Raw genomic sequence first — 20,913 nt, 5'->3', positions numbered from 1 at the left:
CAAGTGCACCCGTTTGACGGCCCGTCGCCCCCCGTGGGAGGCGGGCCGTCCTCCTACGCTGAGCGCTGGCCTCTTCCGGTCCGTCACGTTCTGGTCGAAAGGTTCCGCGCCCATGCCCGAGACCGCTCCGCCGGCCCCGACCGCCGTCCGCCGTCGCTGCTTCGCCGTACTGCTGGCTTGTGCCCTGCTCGGTCCGCCGGCGCTCGCGGGGCCGGCCGGGGCCGCGGACGGCGTCGGGAGGATCACGCGGTTCACGCCGCCCACGGCGGGCAGCGCCCCCATCGGGATCGCGGCGGGGCCCGACGGCAACGTGTGGTTCACCGAGAGCGGCACCGGCCGGATCGCGCGGATCACGCCGAAGGGCGTCATCAGGGAATTCCCGCTGCCCGCGGGGTCCTTGCCGGACGACATCACCGCCGGGGCGGACGGCCGGCTGTGGTTCAGCGAGCCCGGACGCAACCGGATCGGCCGGATCGGCACGGGCGGGGAGACCGCGCGGTTCCCGCTCCCGCGGGCGGGCGCCTTCCCCACCGGCATCACCGGGGGGCCCGACGGGAACCTGTGGTTCGCCGAGTTCGACGGTGGGCGGGTCGGGCGGATCACCCCGTCCGGGAAGGTCACCGAGTTCCCGCTGCCCGGCACCGAGAGCGCCCCGTACCGGATCACCCTCGGCCCGGACGGGAACCTGTGGTTCACGGAACCCGGCAGCAGCCGGATCGGGAAGATCACCCCGTCCGGCAAGGTCACCGGGTACCCGCTGCCGAAGGCGGGGAGCACCCCCTTCAACATCACCGCGGGCTCGGACGGGAACCTCTGGTTCACCGACCCGGCCTCCCACGCGATCGGGCGGATCACCCCGCAGGGCAGAGCCCGGCTGTTCCCGCTGCCCGCCGGCGACAGCCGCCCGGTCGGCATCGCGGCGGGCCCCGACGGCAACCTCTGGTTCGGGGAGTCCGGCACCGGCCGGGTCGGGCGGATCACGACGGGCGGCGGGATCACCGAGTTCGCCGTGCCCCCGTCGAAGCCGGACGGCGGGCCCTTCCACCTGGCCGCGGGGCCCGACGGGCACGTCTGGTTCACGGAGCTGAGCGGCAACCGGGTCGGGCGCGTGGAGGTCGGGGGCCGGGTCGCCGATCTGGCCGTCCGGCTCTCGGCCCCGGGCCGGGCCCGCGCGGGCGACGCGTACGCCTACACGGTGACGGTGGCCAACCAGGGCCGCTCCGCCGCGGCCGGCACGGTCGTACGGCTGGCCAAGCCGCGCGGCGCGTACACGGTGTCGGCCAGTCCGAACGCCAAGCGGCCCACGGCCGACGAGCTGACCTGGAACGTGGGCCCGCTCGGCGCCGGGCAGAAGCGGACCTTCCGCGTCACGGTGCGGCCGAAGGGCGGGGGCGCCGTCGAGGCGGCGGCCAGGGTCACCGCCGCCACCTTCGACCCGGTCGCCGGGAACAACGCGGTGACCGCGCGCACCACGGTCTCGGGCCGCTGAGGAGCGGTCTACGCGTGCCGGTACGCGGCCAGCGAGATGCCGACGTAGTGGGCCACGAAGGCCGCGAGGGTCAGGGAGTGGAAGACCTCGTGGAAGCCGAAGACGCGGGGGGAGGGGTTGGGACGCTTCATCCCGTAGATGACCCCGCCCACGCTGTACAGCAGACCGCCGACGATCACCAGGACGAGGACGGCGATGCCGCCGGTCCGCATGAAGTCGGGCAGGAAGAACACCGCCGCCCACCCCATCGCGATGTAGCACGGGGTGTACAGCCAGCGCGGGGCGCCGACCCAGAAGACGCGGAAGGCGATGCCGGCCGCGGCCGCGATCCACACCGCCCACAGCAGGGGCCTGCCGGTGGAGTCGGGCAGCAGCAGGACCGCGAGCGGGGTGTAGGTGCCCGCGATGATCAGGAAGATGTTCGCGTGGTCGAGCCGCCGTAGGACGGCCTCGCCGCGCGGCCCCCACGTGCCGCGGTGGTAGACGGCGCTGACTCCGAAGAGCAGGCAGGCGGTGAGGACGTACACCCCGCAGGCGACGCGGGCCCTCGTCGAGTCGGTGAAGGCCATCAGCACCAGGCCGGCGATCACCACGGCGGGGAACATCCCGGTGTGCAGCCAGCCGCGCATCAGCGGCTTGGCCTCCGGACCTGCCGTGACGAGCGGCGCGAGCGGTGCGACCGGTGCGGCGCTCGGCACGGCGGCGGCGTCAGAAGTCATGGTCCACATGCTACCTACGGGTCCGTAGGTTCCGGATTTCCTCTTTACGGAAGATTGACGGACGTGGCGATGCTCACGTGAGAGGCCCCCTGGACATATGCGCACATCCACCGGATGATCAGATGAGTGCGGTCGGCACCGGATGAGCGGAGCGCGAAGCGTCCGGGTCGCAGCCCCCACGGGGCATACACCAAACAAACCCCTCAACAAGGAGCAATCGTGGCGCGCGACAACGCGGCTCCCACTTCCGTCCCGACGACCCACCGGGAGCTCGTCTCCTGGGTGGAGGAGATCGCAGCCCTGACCCAGCCGGACCGCATCGTCTGGTGCGACGGCTCCGAGGCCGAGTACGAGCGCCTGTGCGAGGAGCTCGTCGCCAAGGGCACGTTCAAGAAGCTCGACGAGACCAAGCGCCCGAACTCCTACTACGCCGCCTCCGACCCCTCCGACGTCGCGCGCGTCGAGGACCGCACCTTCATCTGCTCCGAGAAGGAGGAGGACGCGGGCCCGACCAACCACTGGAAGGCCCCGGCGGAGATGAAGGAGATCTTCGCGGGAGAGCAGGGCATCTTCCGCGGTTCCATGAAGGGCCGGACGATGTACGTCGTCCCGTTCTGCATGGGTCCCCTCGGCTCCGACCTCTCCGCGATCGGCGTCGAGATCACCGACTCCGCCTACGTCGCGGTCGCCATGCGCACCATGACCCGCATGGGCAAGGCCGTCCTCGACGAGCTCGGCTCCGACGGCTTCTTCGTCAAGGCCGTCCACACCCTCGGCGCTCCGCTCGCCGAGGGCCAGGACGACGTGCCGTGGCCCTGCAACACCACCAAGTACATCTCGCACTTCCCCGAGACCCGCGAGATCTGGTCCTTCGGCTCCGGCTACGGCGGCAACGCCCTGCTCGGCAAGAAGTGCTACGCCCTGCGCATCGCCTCCGTCATGGCCCGCGACGAGGGCTGGCTCGCCGAGCACATGCTCATCCTCAAGCTGACCCCGCCGGCCGGCGAGGGCGAGGCCAAGTACGTGGCGGCCGCGTTCCCGTCCGCCTGCGGCAAGACCAACCTGGCCATGCTGGAGCCCACGATCCCCGGCTGGACGGTCGAGACCATCGGCGACGACATCGCCTGGATGCGCTTCGGCGAGGACGGCCGCCTCTACGCGATCAACCCCGAGGCCGGCTTCTTCGGCGTCGCCCCCGGCACCGGCGCGCACACCAACGCCAACGCCATGAAGACGATGTACGCCAACACCGTCTTCACCAACGTCGCGCTCACCCCCGACGGCGGCGACGTGTGGTGGGAGGGCATGACCGAGGAGGCGCCCGCGCACCTCATCGACTGGAAGGGCAACGCCTGGACCCCGGAGTCGGGGACGCCGGCCGCCCACCCCAACGCCCGCTTCGCCGTCCCGGCCGCCCAGTGCCCGACGATCGCCCCCGAGTGGGAGGACCCCAAGGGCGTCCCGGTCTCCGCGATCCTCTTCGGCGGCCGCCGCGCCTCCGCCGTCCCGCTGGTCACCGAGTCCTTCGACTGGAACCACGGCGTCTTCATCGGCTCGAACATCGCGTCCGAGAAGACCGCCGCCGCCGAGGGCAAGGTCGGCGAGCTGCGCCGCGACCCGTTCGCGATGCTGCCGTTCTGCGGCTACAACATGGGTGACTACATGGCCCACTGGGTCAAGGTCGCCGCCGACAAGGACCAGAGCAAGCTCCCGAAGATCTACTACGTGAACTGGTTCCGCAAGAACGACGCGGGCAAGTTCGTGTGGCCGGGCTTCGGTGAGAACAGCCGCGTCCTGAAGTGGATCGTCGGCCGCCTCGACGGCACCGCCGAGGGCGTCGAGACCCCCATCGGCGTCCTGCCGACCAAGGCCTCGCTCGACCTCGACGGCCTCGACATCGCCGACGAGGACCTCGACTTCCTCCTCACGGTCGACAAGGAGGTCTGGCGCGAGGAGGCCGCCCTGGTCCCCGAGCACCTGAACACCTACGGCGACCACACCCCCAAGGAGCTGTGGGAGCAGTACCACGCGCTCGTCGAGCGCCTGGGCTAGCCCCCGGCACCACCCCGAGAACCGAGGCCGGCTGTCCCCCGGCCGAGGGCTGACGCGGGAATCCCCGACCAAGGGCTCCTTGCGGCCTTCCGAACAGGCCGCGTGCGTCTGCTGATGGCGGGCCTCCACCCAGTGGAGGCCCGCCGTCATGTGTTCGGCCCGCCGGCACCCCGGTCCGGGGCGCGCAGCGCCACGGCGGTGATCACCAGCCCGTCCTCGACGAGCCAGCGCCCGTGGAAGACGGAGAGGCGGACGCCGTCGACGACCGGTCCCCGGCCCAGCACCCGGGCCTTGAAGGTGCCCTGCCACGGGTTCACGGCGACCGCGGCCTCGTCGAAGTCCAGGACGACCCCGGTGAGCGGGTACCAGGCCTTGTACACGCTCTCCTTGGCGGCGAAGAGCAGCCGGTCCCAGTGGATGCCCGACTCGCAGGTGCCCAGCCGGGCCAGCTGGCCGCGCTCCTCCGGGATGGTCACCCGCTCCCGCACCATGCTGTGGCGCAGCGGTTCGTTGGGTTCGACGTCGACGCCGATGCCCGCCACGTCGGCCGACCGCGCCACGGCGGCGCACCGGTACCCCTTGCTGTGCGCCATGCTCCCGACGACCCCGGCCGGCCACAGCGGGGCGCCGTGGGCGTCGCGCAGGACCGGGACGGGTGGCACGCCGAGGTCGGCCATGGCTTCCCGGGCGCAGGCCCGGGAGGTGCTGAACTCCCGGCGGCGGCCGGGCGAGGCGCCGGCCATCAGCTCCTCCTCGGCGGCGAACAGCGGCGTGGGCAGGACCGGATCGCTGAACGCCTCGGAGGTGGCGACCACCGGGGGCAGCAGCGAGCCGACGAGCGTGCCCTGCCGGGATCCGTCACCGATGACCGGCCTCGGCACCTCTGCCTTCCGATGCCGTACGCGGACCTTCACAGGTTCGCGCGCCAGGCGGGCAGGCTCCGGCCCGACCAGGACCCGGCCGGTCCGGGGCCCGATCCGTCGCGGGACCAGGGCGCGGGCGCCGTCGTCGCCCCGTGGCCGGCGTCCGCGTCGCCGCGGGCGGCGCCCAGGGCCAGCAGGACCGCGGTCAGCGCCGCCACCTCGTCGGGATCCGGAGCCCCCCGCGTGATCCGGATCTGCGGTTCGGCGGCGCTCACTGGGGCTGGTTCCCGTGCTTGCGGCTGGGCAGGGTGACCTGCTTGCCGCGCAGCATCGCGAGGGCGCCGATCAGCCGGGACCGGGTCTCCGCCGGGTCGATGACGTCGTCGACCAGGCCGCGTTCGGCGGCGTAGTAGGGGTGCATCAGCTCGGTCTTGTACTCCTTGACCAGGCGGACGCGGGCCTCGTCGGGGTCGTCGGCCTCGGCGATCCGGCGCCGGAACACCACGTTGGCCGCGCCCTCGGCGCCCATGACGGCGATCTCGTTGCTCGGCCAGGCCAGGGACACGTCGGTGCCGATGGAACGCGAGTCCATGACGATGTAGGCGCCGCCGTACGCCTTGCGCAGGATCAGCTGGATGCGGGGCACGGTGGCGTTGCAGTACGCGTACAGCAGCTTCGCGCCGTGCCGGATGATGCCGTTGTGCTCCTGGTCCACGCCGGGCAGGAAGCCGGGCACGTCGACCAGCGTCACGAGCGGGATGTTGAAGGCGTCGCAGGTCTGGACGAAGCGGGCCGCCTTCTCGGAGGCGTGGATGTCCAGGACGCCGGCCGTGACGGACGGCTGGTTGGCGACGATGCCGACGACGTGGCCGTCCAGCCGGGCCAGGGCGCAGATGATGTTGGTGCCCCACAGTTCGTGGACCTGGAAGTACTCGCCGTCGTCGACGACTTCGGCGATGACCTCGCGCATGTCGTAGGAGCGGTTGGGGTCGCCCGGCACCAGGTCCAGCAGGGCCTCGGTGCGGCGGTCCGCGGGGTCGTCGGACTCGGCCGCGGGCGGCAGCTCGCGGTTGTTGGAGGGCAGCATGGACAGCAGGAAGCGGACGTCGTCCAGGCAGCTGTGCTCGTCGTCGTAGGCGAAGGCGGCCACGCCGGAGGTGGCGGCGTGCGCGTCCGCGCCGCCGAGCGCGTCCTGGGTGATGACCTCGCCGGTGACCGCCTGGACGACGTCGGGCCCGGTGATGAACATCTGGGAGATGCCGCGGACCATGAACACGAAGTCGGTCAGCGCGGGGGAGTAGGCGGCGCCGCCCGCGCAGGGGCCCAGGATCACGCTGATCTGGGGGATGACGCCGGAGTTGCGGACGTTGCGCTGGAAGATGCCGCCGTAGCCGGCGAGCGCGGTGACGCCCTCCTGGATGCGGGCGCCCGCGCCGTCGCACAGGCCCACCACGGGGGCCCCGGCGGCTTCGGCCAGGTCCATGACCTTGTGGATCTTCTCGGCGTGGGCCTCGCCGAGCGCGCCGCCGAAGATGCGGAAGTCGTGGGCGTAGGCGAAGACCGTGCGGCCGTGCACCAGGCCCCAGCCGATCACCACGCCGTCGGTGTGCGGTCTGCGGTTCTCCAGGCCGAAACCGGTCGCCCGGTGCCGGCGCAGGCCCTCCAGTTCGGTGAAGGTTCCCTCGTCGAAGAGGTACTCGACGCGCTCGCGGGCGGTCAGCTTGCCCTTCGCGTGCTGTGCCTCGGTGGCGGCCTCGCTGGGACCCCGGACCACGCGGGCACGCAGTTCGGAGAGTTCGGCGGTGTACGACCGCAGGTGCGACTGCGTCCACGTCGGATGGTCCTCGGTGATGCTCACGTGGTGCCCTTTCCTCGGATCGGCGGCAAGAGGGGCGTTCCACGCTGCCCGGCGGCGTTCAAGGCGGTATCAAAGCTCTGTTGAAGTACGACCTCATGCGTTCGACAAAGAAGTTTTAAGTCGGTCTCTACGCGTGGTCACGACGATGTGAGGACATCCGAGACCACTCAGGGAGACGACAGTGAGAACGAGTTGGAAGAAGCGGCTGACGCTCGGCGCGGTGGCGGTGGCCATGGCCGCGGCGGTGACGCCGGCGACCGGAGCGGTGGCGGCCGAGCAGGTCGAAGAGACCCCGATGCTCAGGAAGACCGTCTTCAGCGACACCTTCCAGAACGGCTTCGACACCTCGACGGCGGGCAACTGGCAGCTGTTCCAGAACGGCGGGCTCACGGCCGACGACGGCGTCGCGACCACCTCGACCCGCGGCCTGAACGTCGTGCCCTCGGGCACGGACCCGGTCACGGGCCAGCCGGCGTTCTCCTGGACCACGGGGCAGCAGGCGGCCGGCGGGGGCGGCGACAAGGACCACATGAAGTGGCTCGCCTACCCCCGCCACAACGGCACCACCGGATACCCGGGTTACGACGTCCCGCCGAACGGGCAGCTGACCTGCGAGTCCTCGCTGTCCGTCCAGACGCGCAACATGGACAGGCACCCGTTCGGCACCGCGGTCGGCGACCCGCAGGGCGACGTCCGCCTCGGTTCGGCGGGCCTGGTCACGGCGGACCTCCAGACCGGCATGGTCATGGACTTCCACGTCACCAACAACACCGTCTACGCCTTCTACGAGCGCCTGCGCTACCCGGGCACCAGCTACGCGGCGTTCACCTACGCGGTGCCGGTCGCCCGCATCACTCCGGGCACCCAGGTCAACACCCAGGTCGTGCTGGAGAACGGCGGCACCCGGGCCCGCTGGAAGCTCAACGGCTTCACCGTGCTCACCGTGAACAAGCTGGGCACCCTCGAACTCGACCGGAAGTACCTCCAGACGGACCACGGCGGCACCCAGGAGGTCGTCGCGCCGAAGCAGGCGACCTGCGGGCTGGGCGTGTTCTCGATGCTCGACGGCGCCGGCCCGGACGGCCGCGGCCTGGTGCGCCTGGACTCGACGGACGGCTTCTACTACAACACCCGGCTGGGCGCGCCCACCGGCCAGAGCTTCCTCGACGAGACCAGCCGGACCGGCAGCCGGGTCTGGGGGCAGGGCGTCGACCTGCGCGCCGCCAACCTCAAGGTCACCACGGGTGAGCGCCTGTAATGCCTCTAAGGAGGTAGGGCCACTGACCGTTGGAAGTCTGGGCGCGGCCGGACGGCTGCCTTAGGTTCGAAGGGCAGTGCCGATCACGACCAGCCCGCCCGATCCCATCCACGTCGTCGGAGCCCGCATCGGGCGGGTGGTCCGCCGGCCGTGAGGCGCCGGCCCGGCATCCCGGGAACGGTCGACGCAGACCGCGCCGCCCGGCCGGGCCACGAGGTACCGAAGGAACTCCACTGATGAACTCGAACAGCTCCGCCGACCTGGTGATGTTCCCCGGACAGGGGTCTCAGCGGGCCGGCATGGCCACTCACCTGCTGGAGCGGTATTCCGCCGCCCGGCGGGTGTTCGAGGAGGCGGACGCCGTGCTCGGCATGCCGCTCTCCGACATCTGCACCACCGGAACGGCGGAGGAACTCGCCGCCACCGACATCACCCAGCCCGCGATCCTCGCGACGAGCCTGGCCACCTGGCAGGTCCTGCGCGAGGCGGGCTGCGCGCCCGGCGCGGTGGCCGGTCACAGCCTGGGCGAGTACGCGGCCCTGGTCGCGGCCGGGGTCCTGTCGCCGGAGTCGGCGCTCCGTCTCGTCCGGGTACGCGGTCGGCTCATGGCGGAGGTGGGCCGAAAGCAGCCGGGCGCGATGGCAGCGGTTCTGGGACTGTCCGCCGAGCAGGTCGTCCGGATCTGCGAGCAGGCCCGTGCGACGGGGCTGGTCGAGGTGGCCAACTTCAACGAGCCGACGCAGACCGTCCTGTCCGGCGAGGCCGCCGCCGTCGAGGCGGCGGGCCGCGCGGCGCTCCTGGAGGGGGCCGAGAAGGTCGTCGCGCTGAAGGTGGGCGCGCCCTTCCACTGCTCCCTGATGAGCGCCATCGAGGAGGAGTTCGCCGGCGAGCTGGCCGGCCACTCCTTCGCGGACCCGGTACTGCCCGTCATCAGCTCGGTGACGGGTGACCACGTACGCGACGGCGAGCAGGCGCGGGAGCTGCTGCGCCGTCAGCTCAGCGGACCCGTCCGCTGGGTGGACGTGGTCAGGCGGGCCGGCGGGCTCCCCACCGAGACCTACATCGAAGTGGGTCCGGGCCGGGTGCTCAACGGGCTGGTCCGCCGTACGGACCCGGACGCGCGGGTGGCGAGCACCGGTGACGAGCGGCGCCTGGGCGCGCTCGTCGGCACGCTCGCGGCCACCGCGCCGGTCCCGGTCTGACCCACGACCCACACACAACATCCGATCAGGAAACAGGTGATTCACGCATGACGAACAACGCCAGCCTCGACGCCGTCGTCCAGAACTCCATCGCCGAAGCGCTCGGCCTCGACACCGAGGAGGTCGTGCCCGACGCGACCCTCCTCGGCGACCTGGACGCCGAGTCGATCGACCTCCTGGACATCCTCTTCCGCATCGAGCGCGCCTCCGGCGTGAAGGTGAAGATGGCCGACCTCACCGAGGTCATCCAGGGCGGCATCCCGGACGAGGACTTCGCCGACGAGGACGACGTCATCACCGCGGTCGGCCTCGCGCAGCTGAAGAAGGTGCTCCCGCAGATCGACACGGACGCCCTCGCCGGCAAGCTCGTCGCGGACGAGGTGCTCACCCTGTTCACCGTCCAGAACCTTACGGACATGGTCGCGGAACGTGCCGACAGCACCCTGGCCGCGGCCTGACGACGCGGTGGAGCGGTCGTCGGCCGGCCGCCCCGTCCTGCCCCGGATGCGCATCGGCACGGACGTGATCGCGATCGGGCGGATCGACGAACTCCTCGCTTCGGAGACCGGATTCGAGGAGCAGGTCTTCACCGCCCGTGAACGGTCCTACTGCCGCCGAAGACGCCGCCCCGGTGACCACCTGGCCGCCCGTTTCGCCGCCAAGGAAGCCGTGCTCAAAGCACTGGGCACCGGCATGGCGGCCGGCATGGAGTGGACCGACATAGAGGTCGTCAACGACCGCGCCGGCCGTCCGACGGTCAGGTTGTACGGCGAGGTGGCCGCAGAGGCCGAGCGGCTGGGGATGCAGCAGCTCGACATTTCTTTGACTCACAGCGCTGGGCTGGCGATAGCCCAGGCGCTCCTGGTGTGGAACCAATAAGGAGGAAACGACTCATGACGCTCGAAGGCCGCGTCGCTCTGGTCACCGGCAGCTCACGCGGCATCGGGCGGGCCATCGCGCTCCGCCTCGCCGCCGACGGTGCTGCCGTCGCCGTCAACTACCGCTCGCGCAAGGACGAGGCGGAGCGCGTCGTCGAGGAGATCACCTCGGCGGGGGGCCGGGCGATCGCCCTGCAGGCCGACGTGTCGGACCCCGAGGCCGCCCAGCGGCTGGTACGGGAGACGATCGACGGCCTGGGCGGCCTGCACGTCCTGGTGAACAACGCCGGGGTGGCGCAGGACGGCCTCATCTACGACCAGGCTCCCGCGGACTGGTGGGAGGTGCTCAAGGTCAACGTCGGCGGTGTCTACAACTGCACCCACGCCGTGGCCGGGCACTTCATGTCCCAGCGCGAGGGCAACGTCGTCAACATCTCCTCCGTCATGGGGGAGGGCGGATGGGTGGGGCAGTCCAACTACTCCGCCTCCAAGGGCGCCGTGAACTCCTTCACCCGCGCCGCCGCCATCGAGCTGGCGCGCTTCGAGATCCGCGTCAACGCCGTCCTCGCGGGATACACGGCCACCGACCTGATCGGCGGGCTGCTGGAGAAGGACGGCGGCAAGAACATCAAGCGCCAGCTGCCGTTCCGCGAGTTCGCCACGCCCGAGCAGGTGGCCGGTGCCGTCTCCTTCCTCGCCGGCGAGGACTCCTCGTACGTCACCGGCGAACTGCTGCGGGTCGACGGCGGCTGGGCGGGCCAGCTCGGCCTGGGCCGGGCCAAGTAGGGGCCGGGACGTGCGATTCCACCTGATCGACCGCATCGACGCGTGGGAGTCCGGGGTACGTCTGCGGGGGCGCAAGGTCACCTCCGCCGACGAGTCCTACTGGACCCCCACGCCGGACGGGGCCGTGATGCCCGCCGCGCTGGTCCTGGAGGCGCTGGCCCAGGCGGGCACCTGGCTCCTGCTGTTGAGCACCGGCTACAAGAGGCGTGCCGCCCTGGCGAGCGCCGCCGGCGTGCGCTGGCACGCCGAGGTGCTCCCCGGCGACGTACTCGACCTTGATGTCCGAATCGTCTCGTTCGACGAGACGGCCGTGACCCTGGACGGCACCGTCCGCGTCGGCGACCGGACGGTGCTGGAGGTCAGCGGCCTGATGTGTGCCGCCCTCGGCAGCGACCAGCTCGAAGACCCGGAGGACACCGAGCGAATGGGCCGGCATCTGCTGCGCACGGAGGTGCTGCGATGAAGCGTGTAGTGATCACGGGGATCGGGGCGGTGACCCCCCTGGGGAACGACGCCCCGACCACCTGGGAAGGACTGGCCACCGGCCGCAGCGGCGTCGGTGAACTGACCACCATCGAAACGGACGGGTTCCCCGTACGGATCGCCGGCCAGGTCAAAGACTTCCGGCTGAAGGACCTGGTCCCGCGCGAGGTCGGCCTGCGCCACCTGTCCAGGCCCGGACAGTTCGGCCTCGCGGCCGCCCGGGAGGCGCTGCGCGACGCGGGAGTGGACCGCGACACCTACGAGAGCGGCGAGATGGGCGTCTGCGTCGGCGCCAGCGTCGGCCGCCCCGGCCTGCAGTGGCTGCTCGACGTCGGCGAGCTGCGGGAGACCACGGGCGAGGAGACGGCGTTCCTGCCGTACACGCCGTCCGAGTCGCTGGAGTTCAGCCAGAACGTGCCCGCCGCGGCCATCGCGCGGCTGTTCGACGCGACGGGCCCGCTCATGGGCGTCAGCACCGCCTGCTCCGGCTCCGGCCACGCCATCGGCGAGGCCTTCCGGGCCATCCAGGAGGGCGACGCCACCCTGATGGTGGCCGGCGGCTTCGACTCGCTGACGTCGTGGATGGACGTGCTCGGCTTCACCCTGCTCGGCGCTCTCACCGACCGGTACAACGACGACCCGCAGTCCGCCAGCCGCCCCTTCGACGGCGAGCGCTCCGGCTTCGTCCTCGGCGAGGGCGGGGTGCTGTTCGTCCTGGAGGAGCTGGAATCCGCGCTGGCGCGCGGCGCCCGCATCCACGCCGAGGTCCTCGGCTACGGCTCCAGCCTCAACGCCTGGCGCATCACCGACTCGCCGCCGGACGGCTCCGGCGCGATCGAGTCGATGGCCAGTGCCATCGCCGACTCCGGAGTCGGCACCGGGGGCATCGACTACGTCGTCGCCCACGGCACCAGCACCCACGGCAACGACCAGTCCGAGACCGTCGCGATCAAGAAGGTGTTCGGCGACGACGCCCACCGCCTCGTGATCAGCTCGCCGAAGTCGATGGCCGGGCACCTGACCTCGGCCGGCGCCGCGCTCAACGTGCTCGCCGCGATCGGGGCCATCAACAACTCGCTGGTGCCGCCGACCATCAACCTCACCTCGCCGGACCGCAAGCTCGACCTGGACTACGTACCGAACACGGCCCGCGAGCAGTCCGTCTCGCACGCCCTGATCAACGCCTTCGCGTTCGGCGGCACCAACATCAGCCTCGTCGTCGGCGGTTACGAGCGATGAGCGTGACGACGGACCACCGCGCCACCGGGCACCCCGTGCACGGCGCACTGCTCGACCCGGAGGTCCTCCCGGGCGAACGGGCCCGAGCCGTGCGCAACGTCCCCAACACCCTCGACCTCTTCGCCACCCACTTCCCGCGCTTCCCCATCCTGCCCGGCGTGCTGCTCCTCGCGAGCGCCGCCGACGTGGCCGCCCTGGCCGCGCCGGCGGCCGAGTACGGCTGGCGCCCCGGGGAGGCGGCCCGGGTCCGCTGGCGGCGGCCGGTCCGGCCGGGCGACCAGGTGGACATCGTCGCGGAGCTCACCGGCCGCGACGGCGACGACACCCTCCACTTCAAGATCACCGCGACGGTGGACGGCCGGCCCGTGGCCACCGTCCGGCAGTTGACCCTCGTACGCCGGCTCCCCGCCCCGGCCACAGTCGGCGAATCCCCCAAGGAGCAGCGATGAGCGGCATCGGACGCCAGGTAGTGATCAGCGGCATCGGCCTGCTGACCGCGCTCGGCGAAGGCGGCGAGGCCAACTGGAAGGCCATCGTCGACGGCCGGACCGGCGTCAGGCGGATCCAGGCCTACGACACCTCCCGGCTCCAGACCACGCTGGGCGCGGAGATCGACGGGTTCGACCCCGGCCGCTTCGCCACCCGGCGCCAGCTGAACACCATGAACCGCGGCGACCAGCTCGGTCTCGCGGCGGCCTCCCTGGCCCTGGCGGACGCCGGCATCGACACCGGCACCGAACTGGGCCTGCGCACCGGCCTGTTCCTCGGCGGCAACAAGTCGATGGGCCGGATGGACCAGCTGATCAAGGGGCTGCGGACGGTCCGCCGCCCGGACGGCACGGCCGACATGAAGGCGCTCGGCGAGAAGGCCGACACCATCATGCCGCCGCTCTTCTTCGTCGAGGGGCTCCAGCCGGGCGCGGTCTTCCACATCTCGCAGACCTTCGGCATCCGCGGCGCCAACGCCTTCTTCGCCGGGACCGCCGACGCCGGCGCCACCGCCATCGCGCGGGCCGTGCGGGCCATCCAGCGCGGAGACGCCGACCGGATCATCGCCGGCGGGTACGAGGACGCCACCAGCTGGTGGTCGATGACGCACATGGACCGCATGGGCGTCCTCACCACCCGCAACGACCTCGGCGAGACCGCCTTCAGGCCCTACGACCAGACCCGCAGCGGAGCCGTGCTCGGCGAGGGCGGCGCGCTGCTGGTCCTGGAGGAGAAGGAGGCCGCGCTCGCCCGCGGCGCCCGGATCTACGCCGAGCTGCGGGGCGTGGGCAACGGCCACGACGGGCGCACCCCGCCCGCCACCGACCCCGAGGGCCGCGGTCTCGTCCGGGCCGTGCGCCGGGCCCTGGACGACGCCCGGCTCAACCCGGCCGACCTCGGCTACATCGCCTCCCACGGAGCCGCGACCAAGATCGGCGACCGCAGTGAGACCGCCGCCCTGCGCACCGCGCTCGGCGAGGCCTCCCGGTCGGTCCCGATCAGCAGCGTCAAGCCGCAGACCGGCCACCTCGTCGGCGGCGCCGGCGCGCTCAACGTCGCGGTGTCGGCGCTCGCCCTGCACTACGGCGCGGTGCCGGCCACCGCCAACCTCGAAACCCCCGACGCGGCCTGCGACATGGACCTCGTCCGCGGCGAGGCCCGCGACATCCGGCCCGGCACGGCCCTCGCCCTGGCCCGCGGCCTCGAAGGGCAGGCCGTCGCGCTGGCCCTGGGACGGGCGGCCTAGCCCGTGCCGAGTCCCCACCCCTCCACCACCCCGGAGGGCCGGTACATCCAGTTCGTCCAGTCCGTCCGAGGAGACGGGAAACCCAGGTCAGGAGGAGTCAGACACATGGAGAACATGCCTTCCGGCGTTGCGCGGGTGGTGGTATCCGGCGTGGGCGCGATCACCTCCCAAGGGGGCACCGCCGAAGAGTTCTGGGAAGGCGTCCGCACGGGCCGCGTCGCGATCCGACCGGTACGCGGCCTGCCGATGGACGGCTACCAGACCGCCATCGGAGGCGAGGTCACCGCGACCCGGAAGCCCGCCTACGCGTACACCTCGCACGACGGGGTCCGTGAGCCCTCGGTCGACTTCGCACTGGTCGCGGCCGAGGAGGCACTGGGCGCCTCGGGCCTCACCCCCGGCGTCGAGATCCCCGCCGAGCGCTGGGGCGTCGCCTACGGCACCTGCAACGGCGGCTGGCGCAGTGCCGAACACGCACTGCGCGCTCGCGCCGCCGACGAGGAGCCCGACTGGCAGCGGTACGCCCTCGTACCGCCCCAGGCCGGGGCCGAGGCGCTCGGCGCCGCCTTCGGGATCAAGGGGCCGGTGCTCTCGGTCAACACCGCCTGCGCCTCCGGTGCCCACGCCATGGCCCACGCCCTGGAGGTGATCCGGGCCGGCCGCGCCGACGCCATGCTCGTCGGCGGCAGCGACGCCTTCACGGAGACCGCGTTCGCCGGCTTCAGCGGCCTGGAATCGCTGTCCGCCAAGCCGGCCGCCCCCTACTCCAGGGACCGCTCCGGGCTCTCGCTCGGCGAGGGAAGCGGCATGTTCGTCCTGCTGTCGGCGGACGCCGCGGCCCGCCTCGGCGCCCCCGTGCTCGCCGAAGTCCTCGGCTACGGCCTGTCCGCCGACGGCTACCACCCCACCGCCCCCCACCCCGAGGGCGAGGGCGCGGCCCGTGCGATCCGCGCGGCGCTCGCCTCCGCCGGACTGGCGCCCGAGGACGTGCGCTACGTCAACGGGCACGGCACCGGCACCCCCAAGAACGACTCCGCCGAGAGCGGCGCGGTGCGCCTGGCCCTCGGCGAGGCGGCCGAGAAGACCGCCCTGAGCAGCACGAAGTCCATGGTGGGCCACCTGCTGGGCGCGGCCGGAGCGGTCGAGGGCATAGCGACGGTGCTCGCCCTGCGCGACCAGATCGCCCCGCCCACCGCGGGCTTCACCGAGACCGACCCGCAGTGCGGCCTCGACCCGATCCCCGGCACGGGCCGCCCCATGGACCTGGACGTGGCGCTCTCCAACAACTTCGCCTTCGGCGGAGCCAACGCCACGGTCGCCTACGCCCGCCCCGGAGCCCTCTTCGAGGGCCCCGCCGACGAGGACCACGACGACGTGGTCGTCACCGGCTTCAGCGCGCTGACCGCCGCCGGCGACGGGGCCGAAGCCCTGTGGCAGGCCTTCGAGGCCGGCACCCGCCCCGGCGCGGACGAGGACGGACTGCGGGTCGCCCGCGCCGTCTTCGACCCGGAAGCGGCCGGCACCCGCAAGGAACGCCGCCGCATGGACCGCATCTCGCAGCTCGCCATCGCCGCCTGCCGGGCGGCCCTGGAACACGCGGGGGTGACCGGCGACGACCAACGCGCGGCGACCGGCGTGGTCCTCGGCACCGGCATCGGCCCCGTCGAGAGCAACGAGCGGTTCTTCCTCCCGCTGCTCACCGACGGGCCCGCCGCGGGCAACCCGGGGGTCTTCCCCAACACCGTGTACAACGCCGCGGCCGGCCAGGTCGCGATGGCCCTCGGAGTCAAGGGCCCGACCTCCACCCTCACCTCGGGGCACGCCGCGGGCGCCGCCGCCATCGGCGTCGCCCACGACCTGCTGCGCAGCGGGCGGGCCGACCGGATCCTGGTCCCGGCGGTCGACGCCTTCTCGCCCGGCGCGCTCGACGGCTACCGCACCCTCCCGCTGTTCGGCTCGCGGTCCGCCGCCGACTACACCCTGACCGAGGGCGGCATCGCCCTCGTGCTGGAACGCGCCGGGGCCGCCCGCGAGCGCGGCGCGACCGTCCACGCCGTGGTCCGCTCCCACGCGACGGCCTCCGACGCGGCCGGCGTGGGCCGCTGGGACCCGGCCGGCGACGGCCTGGAACGGGCCATGCGCGCCGCCCTCGCGGACGCCGGGGTCGCACCGGGCGAGCTGGCCGAGGTGTGGGCCAACGCCGCCGGACTGACCCCGGTGGACCGGCCCGAGGCCGCCGCCCTGGACCGGCTGCTGGACGGTGCCGACGTCCCCGTCCGCACCCCCAAGCGCTCGCTGGGCGAGCCGGTCGGCGCGGGCGCGCAGCTGGCGGCGGTGCTCGCCATCGGCTCCTGGCAGCACGGCCCCTCCCGGGGCGACGCCCTGATCAACAGCTCTTCGCTGGGCGGGACGCACACCTCGATCGTGCTGTCTCCCGCCCCGACCTCCCGAACGGAGTCCGCCCGATGACCGGCACCACCGAGAACCTCAGCGTGAAGATCCTCTCCACCGGCGGGTACGTCCCCGGAGACCCGATCGACAACACCGGGATCGAGAAGATCGTCGGCCCCCTCCCGGACGACGTCCTGGCCGGGATCCAGGTCGAGACCCGCCACTGGATGATCGACACGGTCACCGGCGAGCACCTCACCTCCAACAGCCGCATGGCGGAGGCGGCGGGACGCCAGGCCCTCGAACGGGCGGGCGTCGGCGCGGACGAGATCGACCTGCTGGTCGTGTGCACCGCGAGCCCCGAGTACCTCCTGCCGAACGTCGCCACGACCGTGCAGCACTACCTCGGCCTGGAGCGGTGCGCCGCCATCGAGGTGCGCGGCGCCTGCGCCGGCTGGGTACAGGCCCTGGACATCGCACGCCGCCAGCTCGCCGACGGCACGGCGCGCACCGCGCTCGTCATCGGCAGCGAGGCGATCTCGCCGCTGATGGCCCCGATGTTCATCGGCAAGGACCCCTTCAAGGTCCGCATGCGCGAACGCCTGACCCTGTACACCTTCGGCGACGGCGCCGGCGCGGTCCTGCTGCGGGCCGAGCCCGCCGAAGCCGGCCACCAGGACGACTTCGCCTTCGTCAACGCCTGCATGGGCGGCCTCCGCAAGCCCGGCATGGAGATCATCGGCGGCGGCACGGACGTGTCGCAGGCCGAGCAGCTGCGCCGCAAGCGGCTGATCGACATGAAGGTGGACGTGCCCGGCACCACGACCTTCGGCCCCCGGGTCTTCGTCGAGGCCATCAAGGACATGTCACAGCGCTCCGGCTGGTCGCTGAGCGACCTCGACGCGCTGGTGCTGCCCGAGGGCAACGCCGACTACTTCGCCCGCGAGTACGAGGACGCCGGCCTGTCCGCCGCCGACGACGAGGCCCTGAAGACCGGAAAGATCGTCGAGAACCTCGCCGAAGTGGGCGCCACCGGCTCCGCCGCCGTGCCCCTGGCCCTGGACGCCGCCTGGACGTCGGGCCGGATCCAGCCCGGCCACAAGGTCGTGCTGCTCGGCATCGAGGCCAGCCGCTACGTCTACACCGGCCTGTCGCTCACCTGGCACGCCCCCGCGCCGGTCCCCGCCGCCTGATCCCCGCCCCGCCCGGCGCCCCCCACCCACGACAAGAGGATGCGAAACAGATGTCAGTGACCACCACCACCCACCCCGCCGTCGAGGACTTCCTCGCCATGGTCAACACGCGGGACGCCGACCGCGTCGACACCCACTGCACGTTCGAGCACATCGACCACAACCCCGTGGTCCCCAACGGCCGCGAGGCCAACCGGCTCTTCTGGAAGAACGTCTTCGCCGCCTTCCCCGACATCACCGCCACCGTCAAGGACCTGCTGGTCTGCGGCGACCGCGTCGCCGGCCGCTTCGAGTACGAGGGCACCCACCAGGGCGAGTTCCTCGGCATCCCGGCCACCTACCGCAAGGTCCAGATCCGCTCCATCGACATCTGGCGCCTGGAGGACGGCCTGTTCGCCGAGCACTGGGACCAGACCAACCTCACCGAGGTCCTCCAGGAGCTCCGGGCCGCCGCCCACGCCTGACCCGGCCGGGACGCGGAAACACCAGGACGAACACAGCGCACGATGGAGGAACACATGGAACACCGCACGCTGGGCCGGGACGGGGTCACGGTCTCCGTCGAGGGCCTCGGCTGCATGGGAATGACCTTCGGGTACGGGGACTCGGACGAGACCGAGGCCATCGCCACGGTCAACCGGGCCCTGGACCTCGGGGTCACCCTGCTCGACACCGCCGACATGTACGGGCCGCACACCAACGAGGCCCTCGTCGGCAGGGCCATCCGCGGCCGCCGCGACGAGCTGGTCCTGGCGTCGAAGGTCGGCAACGAGATCGGCGCCGACGGCAAGCTGACCGGCGCCCTCAACGGCCGCCCCGAGTACATCAGGCAGGCCGTCGAGGGCAGCCTGAGCCGGCTGGGCACCGACCACCTCGACCTCTACTACCTGCACCGCATCGACCCCGACGTGCCGGTCGAGGAGAGCATCGGCGCCATGGCCGAGCTCGTCGCCGCCGGCAAGGTCCGCCACCTCGGAGTGTCCGAGGCCTCGGCGCAGACGATCCGCCAGGCGCACGCCGTGCACCCGCTCGCGGCCGTCCAGACCGAGTACTCCCTCTTCACCCGCGACGTCGAGGTCAACGGCGTACTGGACACCGTGCGCGAACTGGGCATCGGCTTCGTCGCCTACAGCCCGCTCGGCCGCGGCTTCCTCACCGGCGGCATCCGCAGCACCCGGGACATCCCGCAGGGCCTGGACTTCCGCCGCTTCGCCCCGCGCTTCGCCGAGGAGAACCTGCGGCGCAACCTGCCCGTCGTGGACGCGCTCGTCGCGCTCGCGGCACGCCTGGAGGTCTCCGCCACCCAGCTCGCCCTGGCCTGGGTGCTCTCCCGCGGCGACGACGTGGTCGCCATCCCGGGCACCAAGCGCCGCACGTACCTGGAAGAGAACCTCGGCGCCGTCGCCGTCTCCCTCTCCGCCGAGACCCTCGCCGAGATCGAGCGCACAGCCCCCCACGGCATCACCGCGGGCGACCGCTACCCCGCCGAGGCCATGGCCCAGCTCAACGGCTGAGCCGACGCCCCCACCAGTCAAGGAGAACACCGTGTCCGCACCGCGCATACGCCGCGTGCTGATCGCCGGCGGCGGCCTCGGCGGCATCGCCACCGCGCTGGCCCTCCAGCAGCAGGGAATCGACTCGATCGTCTTCGAGAGCGCGCCCGAGCTGCGCGACGGAGGCGCAGGCCTGCACATCTGGACCAACGGCATGCTGGCCCTGGAGTACCTGGGCCTCGCCGACGCGGTCCGCGCGACCGCACCCGCGCAGGAGGTCTGCTCCTTCGCCGACTGGCGGGGCAACTCCATCGGCGACTGGCCCGTCGGCCAATTCACCTCCCGCTACGGGCAGCCGACCGTCGCCATCGGCCGGTCGGCGCTCCACGGCATCATGAGCGACGCCCTGACCGTGCCCGTGCGCACCGGCGCCCGGGTGACCGGCTACGCCCAGGACCGCGAGGGCGTGACCGTCCGCTTCGACGACGGCACCGAGGAACGCGGCGACGTGCTGATCGGAGCGGACGGCGTCCGCTCGGCGGTCCGCACCCAGCTCCTCGGCCCCCGGCCGCCGCACTACACCGGCTACATCGCCTGGCGCGGCCACGCGAAGATGAGCCCCGAGGAGATCCCGCCGGGCAGCTTCCTCGGCCTCTTCGGCCGCGGCACCCGCTTCACCTACTACGACATCGCCCCCGGTGTCGTGCACTGGATGAGCGTGGCGAACGGCCCGGCCGGCGGCCGCGACCAGGGCACCCCCCAGGACACCCTGCGGATGCTCCAGGCCCGGCACCGCGGCTGGGTCGACCCGGTCGCCCGGATCCTGGCGGCGACCGACCCCGACAGCATCATCCGCAACGACGTCACCGAGCGGAAGCCGGACCCCGTCTGGGGCAGCGGCCGGGTGACCCTGCTGGGCGACGCCGCGCACGCCGTCAGCTTCAACATCGGGCAGGGCGCCTGCCTGGCCATCGAGGACGCGCTGGTGCTCGCCGAGCACCTGGCCCGCCCCGGTGACATCACCTCCGCGCTGCGCGCCTACGAGGCCGAGCGCCGCACCCGTACCGCCCCCATGCAGCTGCTGGCGGCGCGGATCGGCTGGGCCGGCGCGCTGGAGAACCCGCTGGCCGTCTGGGTCCGCGACCGGCTCATGAGGGCCGCCTGGACCCGCGTCGCCTTCGCCGCCGCCGAGAAGGAGCACGTCGCCTACGGAACCCGCTGGCGCGAACGCGCCCTGCTGAACCACCACTGATCCCAGCCCGCGAGGGCACGAG

The 20,913-nt window shown here is 72.4% G+C and carries 20 protein-coding genes; 16 read left to right on the top strand and 4 right to left on the bottom strand.

The features are described 5' to 3' along the window. Nucleotides 1-112: 112 nt before the first annotated feature. Complete coding sequence (locus tag ABD973_RS11580; RefSeq protein WP_345500076.1) at nucleotides 113-1,489, top strand: virginiamycin B lyase family protein; 1,377 nt, start codon at nucleotides 113-115, stop codon at nucleotides 1,487-1,489. Nucleotides 1,490-1,497: 8 nt separating this feature from the next. Here ABD973_RS11580 and trhA read toward each other — a convergent pair whose 3' ends face one another. Beyond that, nucleotides 1,498-2,208 carry a PAQR family membrane homeostasis protein TrhA gene (gene trhA / locus ABD973_RS11575; protein ID WP_386381579.1) on the bottom strand — a complete coding sequence of 237 codons (711 nt, stop codon included), beginning with the start codon at nucleotides 2,206-2,208 and terminating at the stop codon, nucleotides 1,498-1,500. Between the two features lie 219 nt (nucleotides 2,209-2,427). Between trhA and ABD973_RS11570 the strand changes: the two genes are divergently transcribed. Next, a complete protein-coding gene (locus ABD973_RS11570) occupies nucleotides 2,428-4,260 on the top strand; it encodes a phosphoenolpyruvate carboxykinase (GTP) (protein ID WP_125594620.1) in 1,833 nt (610 codons plus the stop codon). 146 nt (nucleotides 4,261-4,406) lie between these two features. On the opposite strand, the gene ABD973_RS11565 is transcribed toward ABD973_RS11570, so the two are convergent. The 3 genes from ABD973_RS11565 to ABD973_RS11555 are packed head-to-tail and all read right to left on the bottom strand — an operon-like array spanning nucleotide 4,407 to nucleotide 6,981. Continuing rightward, entirely contained in the window at nucleotides 4,407-5,141 is a 735-nt protein-coding gene (locus ABD973_RS11565) for a 4'-phosphopantetheinyl transferase family protein (protein ID WP_241253359.1), read from the bottom strand. A 29-nt stretch (nucleotides 5,142-5,170) separates the two neighbouring features. After that, a complete protein-coding gene (locus ABD973_RS11560) occupies nucleotides 5,171-5,398 on the bottom strand; it encodes an acyl-CoA carboxylase epsilon subunit (protein WP_125822249.1) in 228 nt (75 codons plus the stop codon). Continuing rightward, entirely contained in the window at nucleotides 5,395-6,981 is a 1,587-nt protein-coding gene (locus tag ABD973_RS11555) for an acyl-CoA carboxylase subunit beta (RefSeq protein ID WP_125822250.1), read from the bottom strand. Before ABD973_RS11555 ends, ABD973_RS11560 begins: the two co-directional genes overlap by 4 nt. Nucleotides 6,982-7,162: 181 nt before the next feature. On the opposite strand from ABD973_RS11555, the gene ABD973_RS11550 reads away from it, so the two are divergent. The 14 genes from ABD973_RS11550 (at nucleotide 7,163) to ABD973_RS11485 (ending at nucleotide 20,891) form a co-directional block, all read left to right on the top strand. Further along, nucleotides 7,163-8,239, top strand: coding sequence for a DUF6081 family protein (locus ABD973_RS11550; RefSeq protein ID WP_241253360.1), 1,077 nt, complete (start codon nucleotides 7,163-7,165; stop codon nucleotides 8,237-8,239). 236 nt (nucleotides 8,240-8,475) lie between these two features. Continuing rightward, nucleotides 8,476-9,441 (top strand): ACP S-malonyltransferase, encoded by a 966-nt coding sequence (gene fabD / locus ABD973_RS11545; RefSeq protein ID WP_125822251.1) that lies wholly within the window; start codon nucleotides 8,476-8,478, stop codon nucleotides 9,439-9,441. 47 nt (nucleotides 9,442-9,488) lie between these two features. Then, nucleotides 9,489-9,899, top strand: a complete 411-nt coding sequence (locus ABD973_RS11540) for an acyl carrier protein (protein ID WP_125594616.1) — start codon at nucleotides 9,489-9,491, stop codon at nucleotides 9,897-9,899. Further along, entirely contained in the window at nucleotides 9,871-10,320 is a 450-nt protein-coding gene (gene acpS, locus ABD973_RS11535) for a holo-ACP synthase (protein ID WP_125822252.1), read from the top strand. Before ABD973_RS11540 ends, acpS begins: the two co-directional genes overlap by 29 nt. Nucleotides 10,321-10,334: 14 nt before the next feature. Continuing rightward, a complete protein-coding gene (locus tag ABD973_RS11530) occupies nucleotides 10,335-11,105 on the top strand; it encodes an SDR family NAD(P)-dependent oxidoreductase (RefSeq protein ID WP_125594614.1) in 771 nt (256 codons plus the stop codon). 10 nt (nucleotides 11,106-11,115) lie between these two features. Next, entirely contained in the window at nucleotides 11,116-11,568 is a 453-nt protein-coding gene (locus ABD973_RS11525) for a hotdog family protein (protein ID WP_125594613.1), read from the top strand. Further along, nucleotides 11,565-12,827 carry a beta-ketoacyl-[acyl-carrier-protein] synthase family protein gene (locus ABD973_RS11520; RefSeq protein ID WP_345500075.1) on the top strand — a complete coding sequence of 421 codons (1,263 nt, stop codon included), beginning with the start codon at nucleotides 11,565-11,567 and terminating at the stop codon, nucleotides 12,825-12,827. The genes ABD973_RS11525 and ABD973_RS11520 overlap by 4 nt, the downstream gene beginning before the upstream one ends. Further along, nucleotides 12,824-13,276, top strand: coding sequence for an ApeI family dehydratase (locus ABD973_RS11515; RefSeq protein WP_345500074.1), 453 nt, complete (start codon nucleotides 12,824-12,826; stop codon nucleotides 13,274-13,276). Before ABD973_RS11520 ends, ABD973_RS11515 begins: the two co-directional genes overlap by 4 nt. Continuing rightward, on the top strand, nucleotides 13,273-14,562 hold the full coding sequence (locus ABD973_RS11510; RefSeq protein ID WP_125594610.1) for a beta-ketoacyl-[acyl-carrier-protein] synthase family protein: 1,290 nt from the start codon (nucleotides 13,273-13,275) through the stop codon (nucleotides 14,560-14,562). Before ABD973_RS11515 ends, ABD973_RS11510 begins: the two co-directional genes overlap by 4 nt. A gap of 105 nt (nucleotides 14,563-14,667) precedes the next feature. Then, the gene (locus tag ABD973_RS11505) at nucleotides 14,668-17,031 is read left to right on the top strand and encodes a beta-ketoacyl synthase N-terminal-like domain-containing protein (protein ID WP_345500073.1); all 2,364 of its coding nucleotides are present in this window, start codon (nucleotides 14,668-14,670) and stop codon (nucleotides 17,029-17,031) included. Continuing rightward, complete coding sequence (locus ABD973_RS11500; protein WP_185899229.1) at nucleotides 17,028-18,146, top strand: 3-oxoacyl-ACP synthase III family protein; 1,119 nt, start codon at nucleotides 17,028-17,030, stop codon at nucleotides 18,144-18,146. The genes ABD973_RS11505 and ABD973_RS11500 overlap by 4 nt, the downstream gene beginning before the upstream one ends. 50 nt (nucleotides 18,147-18,196) lie before the next feature. Then, a complete protein-coding gene (locus tag ABD973_RS11495; protein ID WP_125822255.1) occupies nucleotides 18,197-18,610 on the top strand; it encodes an ester cyclase in 414 nt (137 codons plus the stop codon). Nucleotides 18,611-18,664: 54 nt separating this feature from the next. Further along, complete coding sequence (locus ABD973_RS11490) at nucleotides 18,665-19,660, top strand: aldo/keto reductase (RefSeq protein ID WP_125594607.1); 996 nt, start codon at nucleotides 18,665-18,667, stop codon at nucleotides 19,658-19,660. Nucleotides 19,661-19,691: 31 nt separating this feature from the next. Further along, on the top strand, nucleotides 19,692-20,891 hold the full coding sequence (locus tag ABD973_RS11485) for an FAD-dependent oxidoreductase (RefSeq protein WP_125822256.1): 1,200 nt from the start codon (nucleotides 19,692-19,694) through the stop codon (nucleotides 20,889-20,891). Nucleotides 20,892-20,913: the final 22 nt, after the last annotated feature.

This window comes from Streptomyces racemochromogenes (assembly GCF_039535215.1).
In the GTDB taxonomy this organism is placed as follows: Bacteria; Actinomycetota; Actinomycetes; order Streptomycetales; family Streptomycetaceae; genus Streptomyces; species Streptomyces racemochromogenes.
This window is presented reverse-complemented; position numbering and strand designations above follow the sequence as displayed.

Excerpts from the sequence above, each read along its gene's own strand:
- ABD973_RS11580 (WP_345500076.1), top strand. The coding sequence starts at position 113 with ATGCCCGAGACCGCTCCGCCGGCCCCGACCGCCGTCCGCCGTCGCTGC.
- trhA (WP_386381579.1), bottom strand. The coding sequence starts at position 2,208 with ATGACTTCTGACGCCGCCGCCGTGCCGAGCGCCGCACCGGTCGCACCG.
- fabD (WP_125822251.1), top strand. The coding sequence starts at position 8,476 with ATGAACTCGAACAGCTCCGCCGACCTGGTGATGTTCCCCGGACAGGGG.
- ABD973_RS11540 (WP_125594616.1), top strand. The coding sequence starts at position 9,489 with ATGACGAACAACGCCAGCCTCGACGCCGTCGTCCAGAACTCCATCGCC.
- ABD973_RS11530 (WP_125594614.1), top strand. The coding sequence starts at position 10,335 with ATGACGCTCGAAGGCCGCGTCGCTCTGGTCACCGGCAGCTCACGCGGC.
- ABD973_RS11520 (WP_345500075.1), top strand. The coding sequence starts at position 11,565 with ATGAAGCGTGTAGTGATCACGGGGATCGGGGCGGTGACCCCCCTGGGG.
- ABD973_RS11515 (WP_345500074.1), top strand. The coding sequence starts at position 12,824 with ATGAGCGTGACGACGGACCACCGCGCCACCGGGCACCCCGTGCACGGC.
- ABD973_RS11510 (WP_125594610.1), top strand. The coding sequence starts at position 13,273 with ATGAGCGGCATCGGACGCCAGGTAGTGATCAGCGGCATCGGCCTGCTG.
- ABD973_RS11505 (WP_345500073.1), top strand. The coding sequence starts at position 14,668 with ATGGAGAACATGCCTTCCGGCGTTGCGCGGGTGGTGGTATCCGGCGTG.
- ABD973_RS11500 (WP_185899229.1), top strand. The coding sequence starts at position 17,028 with ATGACCGGCACCACCGAGAACCTCAGCGTGAAGATCCTCTCCACCGGC.
- ABD973_RS11495 (WP_125822255.1), top strand. The coding sequence starts at position 18,197 with ATGTCAGTGACCACCACCACCCACCCCGCCGTCGAGGACTTCCTCGCC.
- ABD973_RS11490 (WP_125594607.1), top strand. The coding sequence starts at position 18,665 with ATGGAACACCGCACGCTGGGCCGGGACGGGGTCACGGTCTCCGTCGAG.